Source organism: Pseudomonas sp. Soil_N_39 (assembly GCF_057655955.1).
Window position 1 is genome coordinate 34,225 of record NZ_JBDGLI010000009.1, and the last position, 17,421, is coordinate 51,645.

Consider the following 17,421-nt stretch of genomic DNA (forward strand, 5'->3'; position numbering starts at 1 on the left):
CCCATGCCCTTTGCAACGATCGACGGACAACCGCTTCACTACCTGGACCAAGGCCAGGGCCCGGTGGTGCTGCTGGGCAGCAGCTATCTGTGGGACCACACCATGTGGGCGCCGCAGATCGAGGTGTTATCCCGGCATTACCGGGTCATTGCCTTGGACCTGTGGGGCCACGGCCAGTCCGGGCGATTGCCCGAGGGCATGACCTCCCTGGACGACCTGGCCCGCCAGGCATTGACGTTGATGGATCACCTGGACATTGACTGCTTCCACCTGGTCGGGCTTTCGGTGGGCGGGATGTGGGGCGCTCGGCTGGCGCTGGCGGCGCCTGAGCGCGTGCAGTCGCTGGTATTGATGGACACCTACGTCGGCGTCGAGCCGGAGCCGACCCGGCTTTATTATTTTTCACTGTTCGACAAGATCGAGGCCATCGGCAGCATTCCCGAGCCGTTGCTGGACATCGTCGTGCCGATCTTCTTCCGGCCGGGCATCGATCCGCAGTCGGCGCTCTATCAACAGTTCCGCGCCACATTGGCCGCGCTGCCGACTGAACGACTGCGCGACAGCATCGTGCCGCTGGGGCGGATCATTTTCGGTCGGGACGACATCCTGCCACGCCTGCATGCCCTGGATGCCAAGGGCACAGTGGTGATGTGCGGCGACCAGGACAAACCCCGCCCGCCGTCCGAGGCGTTGGAAATGGCCGAGTTGATCGGGTGTGCCCGTGTGTTGATTCCGGAGGCGGGGCATATCTCCAACCTGGAGAACCCGCAATTCGTGAACGAGGCGTTGCTGGAGTTCCTGCGTCGCTGACCGTTGTCATCGCGTGCAGGGATTTTGTGACCGATGCAAATCCACTGTGGGAGCGAGCTTGCTCGCGATAGCGGTATGTCAGTCACCTCAATGCTGACTGATCTGCCGCAATCGCGAGCAAGCTCGCTCCCACAGGGGGGCTGCAGTGGCGGTCTGGCGGTCGGTCACTTCGGCCCGAGAATCTTCACCAGCTTGTCCGGCGACGGCGCGCCTTGCTGCTGTTGCAGGTCGCCTTTCTCATCCAGGTAGAAAATCGCCGGGGTGGCGGACAGTTCCAGTTCGTCCATCAACTGCTGGTTGGCGTCCAGTTTGGCCTGGATGGCGGGCGGTATGTCCTTGAGTGGTTTGAGCGGGCTGCCCTTGCCGGCTTTTTCATGCTCGGCCAGGGTTTTTTCCGGGTCCTTGGCGGCCAGCAAGGCGGCGGATTTACCTGGGCTGTCTTCGCGGATGATGCCCACCATGATGTGGCGCAACTGCACCTTGCCAGCCTTGACCCAAGGCCGGGCCTGCTCCCAGAACATGTTGCAGTAAGGGCAGTTCGGGTCGCTGAACAGGTACACCGTGCGCGGTGCGTCCTTGTTGCCGTCGGCGATCCAGTTGCTCGCTTCCATCTTCGCCCAGATGGCCTTGGCCATCGGTGCATAGACCAGTTTTTGCAGCGGCTCGGCGCTCAGGTCCTTGCCGTTGGCGTCGTACAGGTTGCCCAGCAGGACATGCTGCCCATCCGGGGTCAGGTACAGCGCCATGCCACGGTTCTGGTATTGCGCGGCGTAACCGCGCAACCCGTCCGGGGCCTCGAAGGTGCCGATGATTTTCGCGCCCTTGGCTTCGATCTTCTTGATGGCCGCAGGCAATTCTTCGGCCTGGAGCAACGGGGTCTGCGACAGTGTGGCGGCAACGGCCAGGGTCAGCAGGTGGCGGAGGCGGGGCATGGCGGTTTCCTTGTGGCGGAGTGGGGCACCGTGGTCGAGCCCGGTGTTTCGAAGTTTTCCAGGGCGCGGGCCAGGCTCGCTTCCGACAATTCGCCCAGGTGGCTGCCCAGCAGGCGGCCGTCGGCGCTGTAGAACAGGGTGGTCGGCAGGGCCATGGAACCCACGGCCTGGCCGAGGCGGCCGCTGCCATCGAACAATACGTTGGTCAGGCTCAGGCCCTGGGTGGCCAGGTAGGTGCTGACGCTTTGCATGCTTTCGGCCTGGTTGACGAACAGGAAGGTCAGGTCCGGGCGCTGTTGCTGGGCTTCTTCGAGCACCGGCATTTCTCGCCGGCAGGGCGGGCACCAGGTGGCCCAGAGGTTGATCACCAGCGGGCCGCCCTGGTAGTCGGTGAGCTTCACGGTCTGGCCGTCGGCGGTGCGCAGGGTGATGTCCGGCAGTCGGGTGCCTTGTTCATAAATCGTCAGCGACAGGGTCGCCACCAGCCAGAACAGCAGGCCGCTGCCGACGCCGAAGCCCAACGGTCGGCGCAGGGCCGGGCGGTGCCGGGCCCACAACAAGGCGCCGATCAGCAGCGCCACAATCCCCGGCCAGGCGAGGAAGCCGCCGTCGCGCAGGTCGACGATCTGCCAAGGGTCGTCGCGGTAATGTTGCCAATAGGCGACGACGAAGCCGATCCTCGCGGCCAAAAGCCCCAGTAGAAACAGCACGAATAGCACCGACTCGGGGTTCTCGCCACCGCGCTTGGCCACCCGCCAGCCGACGAAGGTCGCCAGGGCCAGGGCGCTGATCAGCAACAGGTGGTTAAGGGCGATGGCGAAGGTGCCGAGGGTGAACGTCAGCATCAGCGTGCGTCCCGGGTGAGGTTCCAGCGCGCCAGGAACGCCTTGGCGTCGACTTCCCCGGTGATCCGCTGGCTGCGGCGCTCTTCACCGTCGGCGCCGATCCATAGCAGGCTCGGCGGCCCCGGTACCTGGTAACGGCTCAGCAGCTCGCGGCTGGCGGGGCTGTCGGCGGTGACGTCGAGGCGCAGCAGGCGCACGCCTTGCAAGGCGTCGAGTACCTCGGCGCGGCCGAATACCTGTTTTTCCATGATCTTGCAGGACACGCACCAGTCGGCGTAATAGTCCAGCAGCACCCACTGCCCCTGGGCCTTGGCGGCGTCCAGTTCCCGTTGCAGGGCGGCGGGCTCGCTGACGGTAACGAAGGTGTCGTGGACGCTGACGCTCGCGCTGCCCTCGCTGCCGGCGTAGACCTTCAGGGGTTGGAAGAGGTCATCGCCACCGCCCGCTGCGCCAATCACCAGCAGGCTGCCCCACAGGCCGAACAGCAACGAAGCGCTGCCGCAGAGGTAGGCCATGCGGCCGAAGCCTTCGGTCTGGCGCCAGGCGCTATAGGCGGCGATCAACAGCAGCACGCCCCACAGGCCGATCCACAGCGAGCCGTCGATGATCGGGCGAATCATCAGCAGCGCGGTGCCCAGGAACAGGAAGCCGAACACGCCCTTGAGCAGGTTCATCCAGGCGCCGGGCTTGGGCAGGAAGCGGTTGCCCACGGTCACCAGCAGCAACAGCGGCAGACCCATGCCGATGCCCATGGTGAACAGGATCAGCCCGCCGTGCAGCGCATTGCCGCTCTGGGCGATGTACAGCAGGGCGCCGGCCAGCGGGGCGGTCATGCACGGGCCCACCAACAGGCCGGACAACGCCCCGAGAATACCGGCGCCCACCAGGCTGCCACCGCGCCGCTGGCGTCCGGCGTTTTCCAGACGGTCACGCAGCGCCGCCGGCAATTGCAATTCGAAGAAACCGAACATCGGCAACGCCAGCAACACGAATACGGCCGCGAAGCTGCCCAGCAGCCACGGTTGTTGCAGCAGTGCCTGCAGGTTAGCCCCCAGCAGCGCGGCGAGCACGCCCATGGCCGCATACACCAGGGCCATGCTGATCACGTAGCTGCCGGCCAGGGCCAGGCCGCGTCTCGGTCCGGCGCCGCTGCCCACCACCAGCCCGGCCAAAATCGGCAACATAGGTAGCGAACAAGGGGTGAACGCCAGCAGCAGGCCCAGGCCGAAGAACACCAGCAGGCTCCAGCCCAAGGCCCGTTGTTGCAGGCCGCTGGCCAGGGCCTGGTCCGGTGCCTCGCCGGTGGCCGCCGCGGGTGCGCTGCCACCCAGGTCAATCACCTGGGTCTGGGGTGGATAGCACAGGCCGGCGTCGGCACAGCCCTGGAAGCCCACCTTGATCTTGCCCGTGGCACCGGCGGGTATCTTCAGTTCCAGCGCCTGGCGATAGACTTGCTGGTCGCCGAAAAACTCGTCGCTGTGGGCCTCACCCTCCGGCAGCTGCGGTTTCTGCGCCTCGGCCAGGCCATCGAACTTGAGCCGCTGCTTATACAGGTAGTACCCATCGGCGATCTGCCAGAACAGCTGCGTCTGACCGGAGTCCAGGCGTTCGGAGGTCAACACGAACGCCTTTTCCACCGGCAGGAAATCGGGTTTGGTTTCGAAGGGATTGGCGGCCTGGGCCAGGCCCGAGATCAGGAACAGCCACAGCAAAAACAATCGACGCATGGATAAAGCCTTAGAACGAAGCAAGTGGAAAACACAATGGCGGCTGGCGATTAACCGTCGATTAACCCGGCGACGACCGGCAGGCCGCAATGATCGCCCATGTTGGCCGTACTCGTCGCATAATGTCGGCTTAATCGGCCGGCGGCCTAATGTACCTTTTTCCACGGGGCTTACCATGCGCGTACTGGTCTGCGAAGACGATGAGTTGATTGCCAGCGGGATCGTTGCCGGCCTCACGGCGCAGGGCCTGACGGTCGAGCACGTGGCCACCGCATCGGCGGCGCGGGCGATGGTCGGCGTGGCGGAGTTCGATGTCATGGTGCTGGACCTGGGATTGCCCGATGAGGACGGTCTCAAGTTGCTCCGGCAACTGCGTCAGCAGGGGCTGGAAACGCCGGTGCTGATCCTCACCGCCCGTGACTCGGTGACCGACCGGGTCGATGGCTTGCAGGCCGGCGCCGATGACTATCTGCTCAAACCCTTCGACCTGCGCGAGCTCGCGGCGCGCCTGCATACGTTGCTGCGGCGCGTGGCGGGGCGTAGCGTCAACCTGATCGAGCACGGTCGCCTGACCTACGACCCCAGCAGTCGGGAGACCACCCTGGACGGCCAGCCGGTGGATCTGTCCCGGCGCGAGCAATCGCTGTTGCAGGCGCTCTTGCACAGTCGCGGTCGGGTGCTGTCCAGCGAGCAACTCAAGGACAGCGTCTACGGGTTCAACGACGAACTGGAAAGCAACGCCCTCAACGTCCATATCCATCACCTGCGGCGCAAGCTGGGTAACGGCATTGTCGAGACCGTGCGCGGCCTGGGTTATCGCCTGGGGCCGGCCGACGGCGGAGAGTCCTCCAAGTGATGAGCCTGCGACTGCGCCTGAGCTTGACCCTCGGCGCGGCCTTCGCCCTGATCTGGGCCCTGGCCGCGGCGTGGATGCTCAGTGACCTGCGCAACCAGATGATGTTCTCCCTCGACCAGCGTCTGGTGGCCTCGGCGCGGATGGTCGCCGGGTTGCTGGAACAGATGCCGCCGTTGCCCAGCAAGGGCGACGGCACGCATTTGAGCTCCGAGCAATTGAGCATTCCCGGCGGCATGGCCTGCCAGGTCAGTTCCTTGCGCGGGGAGATTCTGGCCCGCAGCCACGGCACCCCGGAACAGGTCCTGGAAGCCGAGAAAATGGGCTTCCACGACCAGATGATCGACGGCGCGCCCTGGCGCAGCTTCACCCTGGCCCGGGGCGACTTGCGCATCACCACCGCCGACCGCCAGATCGAGCGCGAAGCCCTGAACATGTCGATACTGCTGGCCGCCTCGGTGCCGGTGGGCGTGGCGTTGCTCGGTTGCCTGTGCCTGTTGTGGCTGGGCATCGGCCAGGGCCTGGCGCCGCTCAACCGCATGCGCGATGCGCTGATGCGGCGTAATGCCGACTCTCTGGAGCCCTTGCAGATCCATCCGCTGCCCAGCGAGTTGCGACCCTTGCTGGAGACCCAGAACCAGTTGTTCCAGCGCATCGGCAAGACCATCGAACGCGAGCGCCGGCTGACCGGCGACGCCGCCCACGAACTGCGCAGCCCACTGACCGCCATCAAGACACACCTGCAAGTGGCGCGCATGACCGAGGGCGCCGCCCGTGACCAATCCCTGGCCCGGGCCGAGGAGGGCGCCGACCGCTTGCATCGCACCCTCGAACAACTGCTGTTGCTGGCGCGGGTCGAAGGCAGCCTGTCGTTCGACGATGGCGTGCACTGCAATGCCGAGCAGGTCGCGCGATTGGCGATCCAGGACTCGGCCAGCAGTGAGTCCCGGCGAATCAAGCTGCACCTGGCCCCAGGGCTGTCCGATGCGCCGGTGCAGATGCCGGCGGTGCTCTCCATCGCCGCCTTGCGCAACCTGCTGGATAACGCCCTGCGCCATACCCCGGACGATACCGATGTGGAACTGAGCCTGGAAATGATCGGCCAGCGCGTACGCTTCCAGGTCCGCGATCATGGCCCGGGCATCGCCGCCGACGACATTCAGCACCTGACCCAGCGCTTCTGGCGCAACGGCCAGAGCACCGGCTGCGGGCTAGGGCTGGCGATCGTCCAGGCCATTGTCCAGCGGTGCGGCTGCGGGCTGCATTTCGACAGCCGCCCGGATGGATTGCGGGTCGAATTGACGATGCCGGTGCAGGTGCTGCCCGGTTAATTATCTGTGGGAGCAAAGCTTGCTCGCGAGGCAGGCACCTCGGTCTGACTGTTGGCCAAGGTGCTGCCATCGCGAGCAAGCTTTGCTCCCACAGGTTTTGCTCCCACAGGTTTAGCTTCTTCAGGCTTGCGTACATCTGCTGTAACGATCCGCCATTGGCGCCTCGGCCTTATCCGGGTCTATGTTTTTTTCAGCTCGACTCAAGGACTGAGGAAAACCGCGCCATGGACACGTTCATCGAAATCTGCACGGCCACGCCCAGCGATGCCGGCATCATCAGCCGGATCGCCGAACGCTCCATACGGATCGGGTGTGCCGCCGAACACCGCAACGACCCCACTATCGTCGCCGCCTGGGTACGCAATAACACCCTTGCGCATATCCACCCCTGGTTGGCCGACCCACGCTTGCGCCTGACCCTGGCACGTTTGCAGGGGCGGCCGGCGGGTGTCGCCATGGCCTCGGCCAGTGGCCGGATCGCCTTCTGCTATGTACAACCGGAGTCCTTCCGCCGCGGTGTCGGCCAGGCGCTGGTGCGGGACATTGAGGCCTGGCTGCGCGGGCGCGGGGTGGCCCGGGTGCGTCTCAACAGCACCCGTAGCAGCCAGGCGTTCTATCGACACCTGGGCTTCGAGCAAAGCGCTGACGCCTTCGCCGTCGGCGGGGTCAAGGCCATCGCGATGCACAAGCCACTGATCGCGCCACTGGCGAAAGTGCTGCCCGCGAGTAAATCCGTCCGTGGCTGATGCGTTTCCACAACAGGAAACCTGCATGTGCGCCCCGACCGGATGCGCACCTGCCCGGTGTGTCGTTTTGGGTCACTACGTACTGCGGGGTCGAGAGATGTCAGTCGCCAACAGCCTTATCGAAGCACAGCCGGCCCGGGTCAGCCCGGTGCCGGCCGAGACGCTCTACCAGTTCAATGAATCACCACTGCTGGCGCGCCAGAGTCGGCAGGAATCCAATGCCCGCAGCTATCCACGGCGGATACCCCTGGCCCTCAAGCGCGCCAAGGGATTGTATGTCGAGGACGTCGAGGGCCGTACCTTCATCGATTGCCTGGCCGGCGCCGGCACGCTGGCGCTGGGGCATAACCACCCGGTGGTGATCGACGCGATCCAGCAGGTGCTGGCCGATGAACTGCCGTTGCACACCCTGGACCTGACCACACCGGTCAAGGACCGCTTCGTCCAGGATCTGTTCGGTCTGTTGCCGATAGAGCTGGCCGCCGAGGCGAAAATCCAGTTCTGCGGCCCCACCGGTACCGACGCGGTGGAAGCCGCCCTCAAGCTGGTGCGCACCGCCACCGGACGCAGCACCGTGCTGTCGTTCCAGGGCGGTTACCACGGCATGAGCCAGGGGGCATTGAGCCTGATGGGCAGCCTGGGGCCGAAGAAACCCTTGGGCGCCTTGCTCAGCAGTGGTGTGCAGTTCATGCCATACCCCTACGATTACCGCTGCCCGTTCGGGCTGGGCGGTGTCGAGGGCGTCAAGGCCAACCTGCATTATCTGGAAAACCTGCTGAACGACCCGGAGGCCGGCGTGCAATTGCCGGCGGCGGTCATCGTCGAAGTGGTGCAGGGCGAGGGCGGGGTCATTCCCGCCGACCTGGACTGGCTGCGCGGCTTGCGACGGATCACCGAGCAGGCAGGGGTGGCGTTGATCGTCGACGAAATCCAGAGCGGCTTCGGCCGTACCGGCAAAATGTTTGCCTTCGAGCATGCCGGGATCATCCCGGATGTGGTCGTGCTGTCCAAGGCCATCGGCGGCAGCTTGCCGCTGGCGGTGGTGGTTTACCGCGAGTGGCTCGACACCTGGCTGCCGGGCGCTCACGCCGGGACCTTCCGTGGCAATCAAATGGCCATGGCCGCCGGTTCCGCAGTCATGCGCTATCTGCGTGAGCACGACCTGCCGGCCCACGCCGCCGCCATGGGCGAACGCTTGAGCGAGCACCTGCGCATCCTGCAGCGAGACTTCCCGCAACTGGGCGATATCCGCGGTCGCGGGTTGATGCTTGGTGTTGAACTGGTAGACCCGGCGGGCAAGCCGGATGCCCTCGGTCATCCGCCGGTGCATGCACAGTTGGCGCCACGGCTGCAACGCGAATGCCTCAAGCGCGGGCTGATCCTGGAGCTGGGCGGCCGGCAGGGCGGCGTGGTGCGGTTCCTGCCACCGTTGATCATCACCCGGGCGGAAATCGACCGGGTCGCCGAGATTTTCGGGCGAGCCCTGCATGCGGCGGTCACCGACAGCTAATTTTCACCCGGCCCCGTACGTTCCTTTCATATCCTGGCTGCGTATGCGACGCAGCGAACCTCGAGCAAAGATGGAGAGACACCCATGACTTCAGTATTCGACCGCGAGGACATCGTCTTTCAGGTCGTGGTCAACCACGAAGAACAGTATTCGATCTGGCCGGACTACAAGGCCGTCCCCGAGGGCTGGCGCACCGTTGGCAAAAGCGGCTTCAAGAAGGAATGCCTGGCCTACATCGAAGAAGTCTGGACCGACATGCGCCCGCTGAGCCTGCGCAAGAAGATGGAGGAGCAGGCGGCTGCGGTTCATTGAATGTAGAACCTGTGGCAGCAAGGAAGCTTTCCACAGGATGGCTGCGGGAGGATGCAAATCCTGCAGTCACATCGGAACCCATGTGGGAGCGAGCTTGCTCGCGATGGCGGCGGATCAGCAACATCGATGCCGGCTGACACGCCGCCATCGCGAGCAAGCTCGCTCCCACAGGGGCGGCCGGCGTTACCAGCTATTGCCCAATCAAAAAATCAATCAACGCCCGTGCCGCCGCTGGCAATTGTCGATGGGGCGGGTAGATGATCGAAAACGGTCGGCTGCGCCCGCCAACGTCCTCCAGCAACGCCACCAGTTCCCCACGCTCGATTCGCTCCCGGACAATGAAGTCATAGGTCTGGCAGATCCCCATCCCGGCCTGGGCCAGGGACACGATGCCCAATACATCGTCGGACACGTGCACATTGCCCGTCGGCAGCCATTCTCGATCTTCCTGATTTAAGCGAAACAGCCAGGGTGCGATGCGTCCGCTGCTGGGCATCACGAAGGGCAGGCAAGCGTGGGCAGCCAGTTCATCGAGGTGCCGGGGCGTTCCGGCGCGTTCCAGATACTGCGGCGCAGCCACCAGGCAAAGGCGGGCGTCTTCGAGTTTGCGCCCGACCAGCCCGCTGTCCGGCAGCGGCCCAAGGCGGATTGCCAAGTCATACCCCTCAGCGACCAGATCGACATTGCGGTTGGTGATGCTCAGTTCGACCCGAACTTGCGGGCACGCCTGGGCGAAACGCGACAGCAGCGATGGCAGGCGGTAATGACCGTAGGTGGTCGGTACGCTCAAGCGCACGCGTCCGGTCAAGACACCGTCCTGGCCCTGGATTCGCCGCTCGGCGTCGTCAATCAGGGCAAAGGCCGAGCGCGACTGTTCCAGGTACAACGTGCCGGCATCGGTCAGGTTCAGCCGCCGGGTCGTGCGTCGCAACAGTTGCACCCCGAGCCGGGCTTCGAGGCGGGAAATGGCGCGGCTCAGGACCGAAGGTGTGGTGCCCAGCGCCACGGCTCCGGCGCTGAGGGTGCCTTTCTCCACGACCGTGACGAAGGCCTCCACGTCGGCCAGATGATCGAATCGACGGGGCATTGTTGCCTCCAGGGGCCAAGTGATGTTCCGGAGAACAAGTTTATCGCCGGTAAGCGCATCAATACAGTGAGCGCATCTTTTCTCGAAGCGTTCTGGAGTCATCATGAAAAAGCTCACGACCTTGGCAACATCTGTCGTTCTGGCAGGCATCAGTGTCGCGGCCCATGCCGATAACGTGCTGGTGGTCCTGTCCGATTCCGATCATCTGGATTTGAAAAATGGCCAGGTCTTCTCCACCGGGTTCTACCTCAACGAGCTGCTGCAACCGGTGAAACTGTTGCTGGATGCCGGTCACCAGGTGACGTTCGCGACGCCCGAAGGCAAGGCGCCGACGCTGGACCGGTCCTCGGTGGACAAGATGTATTTCAATAACGACTCGGCGGAGCTGGAGCGCTATCAGGCGTTGCTGGCGCAGTTGAACATCACGGCGGCCAAGGACTCGCCGGTGATCAGCCTGGCCCGTGTCGAGCAGATCGGCCTGGAGCAGTTCGACGCCCTGTACATCCCAGGTGGGCATGCGCCGATGCAGGATTTGCTGACGAGCGCACTGTTGGGGCGGGTGCTGACGCACTTCCATGACAAGGGCAAGACCACCGCGCTGGTTTGCCACGGGCCAATCGCGCTGCTGTCGACGCTGCCTGATGCCGAGGGTTTCGTGGGTCAGTTGGCCGCCAAAGGCCAGGCCTCGGGCAAGGCCGACTGGATCTATGCCGGGTACAAGATGACGGTGATCAGCAATCAGGAAGAAGAGCTGGCCAAGGGCCTGCTGGGCGGCGGGAGCATGAAGTTCTATCCGCAAACCGCGTTGGAGCAGGCGGGAGGGCACTACAGCAGCAACACCTCGCCGTGGACGTCCCATGTGGTGACGGATCGGGAATTGATCACGGGCCAGAACCCGGCGTCGGCGCTGGCGGTGGGGCAGGCGTTGGTCAAGCGTCTGAAGCGCTGACCCAGGAACACCACCGATTTCCCTGTGGGAGATCCTCCTGTGGGAGCGAGCTTGCTCGCGATAGTGGCGAATCAGCAACATTGATGCCGGCTGACACTCCGCAATCGCGAGCAAGCTCGCTCCCACAGGTTTTAGTGGTGTGGCGGTTTTATTTGAACCGCCGCTCCACCCCTTTCTCCACCAGGATCTTCGCCGAAATCTCTTCCACGGAAAAATGCGTGGAGTTGATATGGGGAATGTTCTCCCGCCGGAACAGGTTTTCCACCTCGCGCACTTCGAACTCGCACTGGGCGTAGCTTGAATAACGGCTGTTGGGCTTGCGCTCGTTGCGGATCGCGGTGAGGCGGTCCGGGTCGATGGTCAGGCCGAACAGCTTGTGCTGGTGGGCGCGCAGCGCGCTGGGCAGTTGCAGGCGCTCCATGTCGTCTTCGGTCAGCGGATAGTTGGCCGCGCGGATGCCGAATTGCATCGCCATGTACAGGCACGTCGGTGTCTTACCACAACGCGACACGCCCACTAGGATCAGGTCGGCCTTGTCGTAATAATGCGTGCGGGCGCCGTCATCGTTGTCCAGCGCGAAATTGACCGCCTCGATCCGCTCCATGTAGTTGGAGTTGTGGCCAATGGAATGGGACTTGCCGACCGAGTAGGAGGAATGCTCGCTCAGCTCCTGTTCCAGGGGCGCCAGGAAGGTGGAAAAAATGTCGATCATGAAACCATTGGACGTTGCGAGAATCTCACGGATGTCCTGATTGACGATGGTATCGAAGATGATCGGGCGGAAACCGTCGGTTTCGGCGGCTTTATTGATTTGCTGTACCATGGCCCGCGCCTTGTCGACGCTGTCGATGTACGGACGTATGAATTTGGCGAAGGTAATGTTTTCGAACTGTGCCAACAGGCTTTGGCCTAGCGTTTCGGCCGTGATGCCGGTGCCGTCGGAGATAAAGAAAGCAGATCGTTTCATTTGCGCCTTGGGCCTTAAGCTAGTGAGCTAGTGACGATTCTTGGATATGATAGGCGCGATTTGCCGGCCGCCAGTGGCCTGCATTCTCACTTATTTTCCAGGTCCAGGCCATATCGCCGGCAAGCGCTCCCCTGGAGCCGCCGGTGCCTTGAGCTTTTCCAACACAGTTAGTGGAGAGATCACCTTGGTAGAGTACGTAGTTTCCCTCGATAAGCTCGGCGTCCATGATGTGGAGCATGTGGGGGGCAAGAACGCATCCCTGGGCGAGATGATCAGCAACCTCGCCGGTGCCGGCGTATCGGTGCCAGGTGGCTTCGCCACGACCGCCCAGGCTTATCGTGATTTCCTGGAACTGAGCGGCCTGAACCAGCAGATCCACGATGCGCTCGATGCCCTGGACGTCGATGACGTCAACGCCCTGGCCAAGACCGGTGCCCAGATCCGCCAATGGATCATGGAAGCCGAGTTCCCCGAGAAACTGAACGCCGAGATCCGTACCGCTTTCGCCAAGCTATCCGAAGGCAATCCCGACATCGCCGTCGCCGTGCGCTCCTCGGCCACCGCCGAAGACCTGCCGGATGCCTCCTTTGCCGGTCAGCAGGAAACCTTCCTGAACATCCGTGGCGTGGAAAACGTCATCCGTGCAGCCAAGGAAGTCTTCGCCTCCCTTTTCAACGATCGTGCCATTTCCTACCGCGTGCACCAGGGCTTCGACCACAAATTGGTCGCCCTGTCCGCCGGTGTGCAGCGCATGGTCCGCTCCGAAACCGGCACCGCCGGCGTGATGTTCACCCTCGACACCGAGTCGGGCTTCCGTGACGTGGTGTTCATCACCGGCGCCTACGGCTTGGGTGAAACCGTCGTGCAAGGCGCGGTGAACCCGGATGAGTTCTACGTTCACAAAGGCACGCTGCAAGCCGGTCGTCCGGCCATCCTGCGCCGCAACCTGGGCAGCAAGGCCATCAAGATGATCTACGGCGACGAAGCCAAGGCCGGTCGTTCGGTGAAAACCGTCGATGTGGACAAGGCCGAGCGCGCGCGTTTCTGCCTGAGCGACGCCGAAGTCAGCGAGCTGGCCAAGCAGGCGATGATCATCGAGCAGCACTACAAGTGCCCGATGGACATCGAGTGGGCCAAGGACGGTGACGACGGCAAGCTTTACATCGTGCAGGCCCGCCCGGAAACCGTGAAGAGCCGTACCCAGGCCAACGTCATGGAGCGTTACCTGCTCAAGGAAACCGGCACTGTGCTGGTGGAAGGCCGTGCCATCGGCCAGCGCATCGGCGCGGGCAAGGTGCGGATCATCAAGGACGTCTCGGAGATGGACAAGGTCCAGGCCGGCGACGTACTGGTCTCCGACATGACCGACCCGGATTGGGAACCGGTGATGAAGCGCGCCAGCGCCATCGTTACCAACCGCGGCGGGCGTACCTGCCACGCGGCGATCATTGCCCGTGAACTGGGTATTCCGGCTGTGGTGGGTTGCGGTAACGCCACCCAGCTGTTGAAAGACGGCCAGGGCGTGACCGTTTCCTGCGCCGAAGGCGATACCGGTTACATCTTCGAAGGGGAACTGGGCTTCGACATCAAGAAAAACTCCGTCGATGCCATGCCGGACCTGCCGTTCAAGATCATGATGAACGTCGGCAACCCGGACCGCGCCTTTGATTTCGCACAGTTGCCGAACGCCGGCGTGGGCCTGGCCCGCCTGGAATTCATCATCAACCGCATGATCGGCGTGCACCCCAAGGCACTGCTGAACTACGACGGCCTGCCCCAGGACATCAAGGACAGCGTCGACAAGCGCATTGCCGGCTACGACGACCCGGTCGGCTTCTACGTCGAGAAACTGGTGGAAGGCATCAGCACCCTGGCGGCGGCGTTCTGGCCGAAAAAGGTCATCGTGCGCCTGTCGGACTTCAAGTCCAACGAATACGCCAACCTGATCGGCGGCAAGCTCTACGAGCCGGAAGAAGAGAACCCGATGCTGGGCTTCCGTGGTGCTTCGCGCTACATCAGCGAATCGTTCCGCGACTGCTTCGAGCTCGAATGCCGCGCCCTCAAGCGCGTGCGCAACGAGATGGGCCTGACCAACGTCGAGATCATGGTGCCGTTCGTGCGGACCCTGGGCGAAGCGAGCCAGGTCGTCGACCTGCTGGCGGAAAACGGTCTGGCCCGTGGCGACAACGGCCTGCGCGTGATCATGATGTGCGAGCTGCCGTCCAACGCCATCCTGGCTGAAGAGTTCCTTGAGTTCTTCGACGGTTTCTCCATCGGTTCCAACGACCTGACCCAATTGACCCTGGGCCTGGACCGCGACTCCGGGATCATCGCCCACCTGTTCGACGAGCGTAACCCGGCGGTCAAGAAGCTGCTGGCCAACGCCATTGCCGCTTGCAACAAGGCCGGCAAGTACATCGGCATCTGCGGCCAGGGCCCTTCGGACCACCCGGACCTGGCCAAATGGCTGATGGAGCAGGGCATCGAAAGCGTTTCGTTGAACCCGGACTCCGTGCTGGAAACCTGGTTCTTCCTGGCTGAGGGTCAGGCTGCGGTCTGATTGAGTGAAGGGGCCTCGCCGGTAATGTAAGCCGGGTAACCTTTGTGGGAGCGAGCTTGCTCGCGATAGCGGAATGTCAGCCAAGATTGTTTTTGCTGATCCACCGCAATCGCGAGCAAGCTCGCTCCCACAGTCGTCTTTTTTTGTGCAAGAAGATTATGCAAAGCAGCAGCAACCTCTTTCCTGTCGCCTTGATCAGCGCCGAGCGGCGCGGTGATCTGAGCGAAGATGTCTATCGCTTGAAACCCGGCAACAGCCCGGACGCCAGTGTCGAACTGGCTGTCACCCGATTGGGCATGGCCGACGCCGGTGAAACCCGTGGCGTCCCGGTGATTCTGTTGCATGGCAGTTTTTCCAACCGGCGCTTCTGGTACTCGCCCAAGGGCCTGGGCCTGGGGGCGTACCTGGCACGCCTGGGGTTCGATGTGTGGATTCCCGAGATGCGCGGCCACGGCTTGTCCCAGCGCAACCAGGGCTATCGCAACAATCGTGTGGCCGACTATGCCCGTTACGACTTGCCGGCCATTGGCGCCTTCGTGCGTGAGCAGAGCGGGCAAGTGCCCCACTGGATCGGTCATTCGCTGGGTGGCATTACCCTGGCGGCAGCTTTGGGCGGCCACTACCTGGGTGAGCCCGCGGTGGCGTCGGCGGCGTTTTTCGGCACCCAGGTCAGCCGCACCTACTGGCCGCTGAAGATCCCGCCGGTGGAATGGAGCGGTCGCTTCATTCTCAAGCGTTTTGCCCAATTGTCCGGTTCAAGGCTCAAGCGCGGCCCCGAGGACGAACCCATCGGCCTGGCCCTGGAAAGCATGCGCTGGTACGGCCTGTTCGGGCGTTTCGGCGATGCCGAGAAAAACTGGTGGGCCGGGTTGGCCGATGTCCAGCTGCCGGTGCTGGCGGTGAGTGCAGCCGGCGATCACCAGGACCCGACCTGGGCGTGCCGCAAACTCTTCGATCAGATCGGTTCCGCGCACAAGCAGTTTGTCTGCCTGGGCCGGGGACAGGGCTTCAGTGACGATTTCGGTCACGTCGAGATGCTGGTCAGCAAAGCCGCTCACCTCGAGGTCTGGCCGTTGGTGGCCCGTTGGCTCGAGGATCAGCAGGCACCCTTGCTGGGCGAACAGCCCCAGCTGGCCGAGGCGGTTTGAAGCGAAGGCTCTGACAAGGGCATTTCGCTCTGGTCGGCTTGCGGCTAAGATATGACGCGTCTAGCGGTTCCAGTCACAAACGGTTGCTCATTCAGTCTGACGTTCCAGCCTTTCAGGAGTTGTTCGATGAACCATTACCTCACGCCCGACCTGTGCGACGCCTACCCGGAACTGGTGCAGGTGTTGGAACCGATGTTCAGCAATTTCGGTGGCCGCGACTCCTTCGGTGGCGAAATCGTGACCATCAAGTGCTTCGAGGACAACTCGCGGGTCAAGGAGCAAGTTGAACTCAAAGGCAACGGCAAGGTGCTGGTGGTCGACGGCGGCGGTTCCCTGCGTCGGGCACTGCTGGGGGACATGCTGGCGGAAAAAGCCGCGAAAAATGGCTGGGAAGGGCTGGTGATCTACGGTTGCATCCGCGACGTCGATGTCATCGCCCAGACCGACCTCGGGGTCCAGGCCCTGGCCAGCCATCCGATGAAAACCAACCGGCTCGGCGTCGGCGAGCTCAATGTAGCGGTGACCTTTGCCGGCGTGACGTTCCGCCCGGGTGAGTATGTCTATGCCGACAACAACGGCGTGATCGTTTCGCCAAGCCCGCTGAAAATGCCTGAATGAAGCACCACTGCCATAAGGGATGAGGATGTTCGAGGAAGAAAACGCGCAATGGGGGCTGGTGCATGCCCTGGTGCTGGATGGTAAAGGCGGCGCGCGTTCCATAGCCCGGACCGAACTCGACGATTTGCAGTTGCAGGCCCACGAAAGCCTGTGGCTGCACTGGGATCGCAGTCATCCGCAAACCCACACCTGGCTGCGCAAATCCAGCGGCTTGAGCGAATTCAACTGCGACCTGCTGCTCGAAGAGAACACGCGGCCGCGGTTGTTGCCGTTGCCCAATGCCGAGATGCTGCTGTTCCTGCGGGGGATCAACCTCAACCCGGGCGCCGAACCTGAAGACATGGTCTCGGTACGGATCTTCGCGTCCGCCCAGCGGGTGATCTCCCTGCGCCTGCGGCCGTTGCGCGCTACCGATGAATTGTTGGCGCAACTGGCTGAAGGCAAGGGGCCTGAAAACGCCTCTGAGCTCATCCTTTATATGGCGCAATACCTCACCGACAAGGTGCAGGACCTGGTCACTTGCCTCTCGGAAATCGTCGATGGCGAGGAAGAAAAACTCGACGCCGACGAACGGTATGCACCCGAGCATGACGCCATTTTGCACATCCGTCGAAGGGCCGCCGGACTGAAGCGTTTCCTGGCACCACAACGGGATATTTTCGGCCAGATGTCGCGGATCAAGTTGCCATGGTTCCTGGAGGAAGACGGCGACTATTGGAACGAATTGAACAACAGCCTGACCCGTTATCTCGAAGAGCTTGAATTGACCCGAGAGCGCGTGGGGCTTGTGCTGGAGGCTGAAGACCGGCGACTTTCGGTGCGCATGAACCGCACCATGTACCGCTTCGGCATCGTCACCGGGATTTTCCTGCCGATGAGTTTTCTCACCGGTCTTTTGGGTATCAACGTCGGCGGCATTCCGTTCTCCGAAAGTCCCTACGGTTTCATGGTCGCGTGCCTGCTGATGATCTGCGTGGCGCTGGGGCAGTGGTGGTTGTTTCGCCGCTTGCGCTGGGTGTGATGGGG

16 protein-coding genes are annotated in these 17,421 nt (G+C 63.1%); 11 read left to right on the top strand and 5 right to left on the bottom strand.

The genetic code is table 11. The features are described 5' to 3' along the window. Window positions 1–3 precede the first annotated feature (3 nt). Window positions 4–810: an alpha/beta fold hydrolase gene (locus tag AC3A5O_RS14770; protein ID WP_122567873.1), complete on the top strand. Its 807-nt coding sequence runs from the start codon at window positions 4–6 to the stop codon at window positions 808–810. 164 nt (window positions 811–974) lie between these two features. Here AC3A5O_RS14770 and dsbG read toward each other — a convergent pair whose 3' ends face one another. The 3 genes from dsbG to dsbD are packed head-to-tail and all read right to left on the bottom strand — an operon-like array spanning window position 975 to window position 4,314. Then, window positions 975–1,742, bottom strand: coding sequence for a thiol:disulfide interchange protein DsbG (gene dsbG / locus AC3A5O_RS14775; protein ID WP_305483051.1), 768 nt, complete (start codon window positions 1,740–1,742; stop codon window positions 975–977). Beyond that, window positions 1,718–2,587 (bottom strand): TlpA disulfide reductase family protein, encoded by an 870-nt coding sequence (locus AC3A5O_RS14780; RefSeq protein WP_122567875.1) that lies wholly within the window; start codon window positions 2,585–2,587, stop codon window positions 1,718–1,720. The genes dsbG and AC3A5O_RS14780 overlap by 25 nt, the downstream gene beginning before the upstream one ends. After that, entirely contained in the window at window positions 2,587–4,314 is a 1,728-nt protein-coding gene (gene dsbD / locus AC3A5O_RS14785; protein WP_305483052.1) for a protein-disulfide reductase DsbD, read from the bottom strand. Before dsbD ends, AC3A5O_RS14780 begins: the two co-directional genes overlap by 1 nt. A gap of 175 nt (window positions 4,315–4,489) precedes the next feature. Between dsbD and AC3A5O_RS14790 the strand changes: the two genes are divergently transcribed. From AC3A5O_RS14790 to AC3A5O_RS14810, 5 genes are all read left to right on the top strand, one after another. Then, window positions 4,490–5,170 carry a response regulator gene (locus AC3A5O_RS14790; RefSeq protein ID WP_122567877.1) on the top strand — a complete coding sequence of 227 codons (681 nt, stop codon included), beginning with the start codon at window positions 4,490–4,492 and terminating at the stop codon, window positions 5,168–5,170. After that, a complete protein-coding gene (locus AC3A5O_RS14795; RefSeq protein ID WP_305470340.1) occupies window positions 5,167–6,498 on the top strand; it encodes an ATP-binding protein in 1,332 nt (443 codons plus the stop codon). The genes AC3A5O_RS14790 and AC3A5O_RS14795 overlap by 4 nt, the downstream gene beginning before the upstream one ends. 224 nt (window positions 6,499–6,722) lie before the next feature. Beyond that, window positions 6,723–7,244, top strand: coding sequence for a GNAT family N-acetyltransferase (locus AC3A5O_RS14800; RefSeq protein WP_305470341.1), 522 nt, complete (start codon window positions 6,723–6,725; stop codon window positions 7,242–7,244). Between the two features lie 97 nt (window positions 7,245–7,341). After that, the gene (locus AC3A5O_RS14805; protein WP_305483054.1) at window positions 7,342–8,754 is read left to right on the top strand and encodes an aspartate aminotransferase family protein; all 1,413 of its coding nucleotides are present in this window, start codon (window positions 7,342–7,344) and stop codon (window positions 8,752–8,754) included. An 84-nt stretch (window positions 8,755–8,838) separates the two neighbouring features. After that, a complete protein-coding gene (locus AC3A5O_RS14810) occupies window positions 8,839–9,066 on the top strand; it encodes an MbtH family protein (RefSeq protein ID WP_014337323.1) in 228 nt (75 codons plus the stop codon). A gap of 190 nt (window positions 9,067–9,256) precedes the next feature. Here AC3A5O_RS14810 and AC3A5O_RS14815 read toward each other — a convergent pair whose 3' ends face one another. Next, window positions 9,257–10,153, bottom strand: a complete 897-nt coding sequence (locus tag AC3A5O_RS14815; RefSeq protein WP_487753364.1) for a LysR family transcriptional regulator — start codon at window positions 10,151–10,153, stop codon at window positions 9,257–9,259. A gap of 103 nt (window positions 10,154–10,256) precedes the next feature. Here AC3A5O_RS14815 and AC3A5O_RS14820 point away from each other — a divergent pair, with 103 nt between their 5' ends. Further along, entirely contained in the window at window positions 10,257–11,102 is an 846-nt protein-coding gene (locus AC3A5O_RS14820) for a type 1 glutamine amidotransferase domain-containing protein (protein WP_305483055.1), read from the top strand. 148 nt (window positions 11,103–11,250) lie between these two features. On the opposite strand, the gene ppsR is transcribed toward AC3A5O_RS14820, so the two are convergent. Further along, a complete protein-coding gene (gene ppsR / locus AC3A5O_RS14825; RefSeq protein ID WP_003199510.1) occupies window positions 11,251–12,069 on the bottom strand; it encodes a posphoenolpyruvate synthetase regulatory kinase/phosphorylase PpsR in 819 nt (272 codons plus the stop codon). Between the two features lie 184 nt (window positions 12,070–12,253). Here ppsR and ppsA point away from each other — a divergent pair, with 184 nt between their 5' ends. The 4 genes from ppsA to AC3A5O_RS14845 all read left to right on the top strand — a co-directional run bounded on the left by ppsA (window position 12,254) and on the right by AC3A5O_RS14845 (window position 17,416). Next, a complete protein-coding gene (ppsA, locus tag AC3A5O_RS14830) occupies window positions 12,254–14,629 on the top strand; it encodes a phosphoenolpyruvate synthase (RefSeq protein ID WP_122567883.1) in 2,376 nt (791 codons plus the stop codon). A gap of 158 nt (window positions 14,630–14,787) precedes the next feature. Further along, window positions 14,788–15,777, top strand: coding sequence for an alpha/beta fold hydrolase (locus AC3A5O_RS14835; RefSeq protein WP_122567884.1), 990 nt, complete (start codon window positions 14,788–14,790; stop codon window positions 15,775–15,777). A 126-nt stretch (window positions 15,778–15,903) separates the two neighbouring features. Then, entirely contained in the window at window positions 15,904–16,395 is a 492-nt protein-coding gene (gene rraA / locus AC3A5O_RS14840; protein ID WP_122567885.1) for a ribonuclease E activity regulator RraA, read from the top strand. Window positions 16,396–16,420: 25 nt separating this feature from the next. Further along, window positions 16,421–17,416: a zinc transporter ZntB gene (locus AC3A5O_RS14845; RefSeq protein ID WP_122567886.1), complete on the top strand. Its 996-nt coding sequence runs from the start codon at window positions 16,421–16,423 to the stop codon at window positions 17,414–17,416. The last annotated feature ends 5 nt before the right edge of the window (window positions 17,417–17,421 follow it).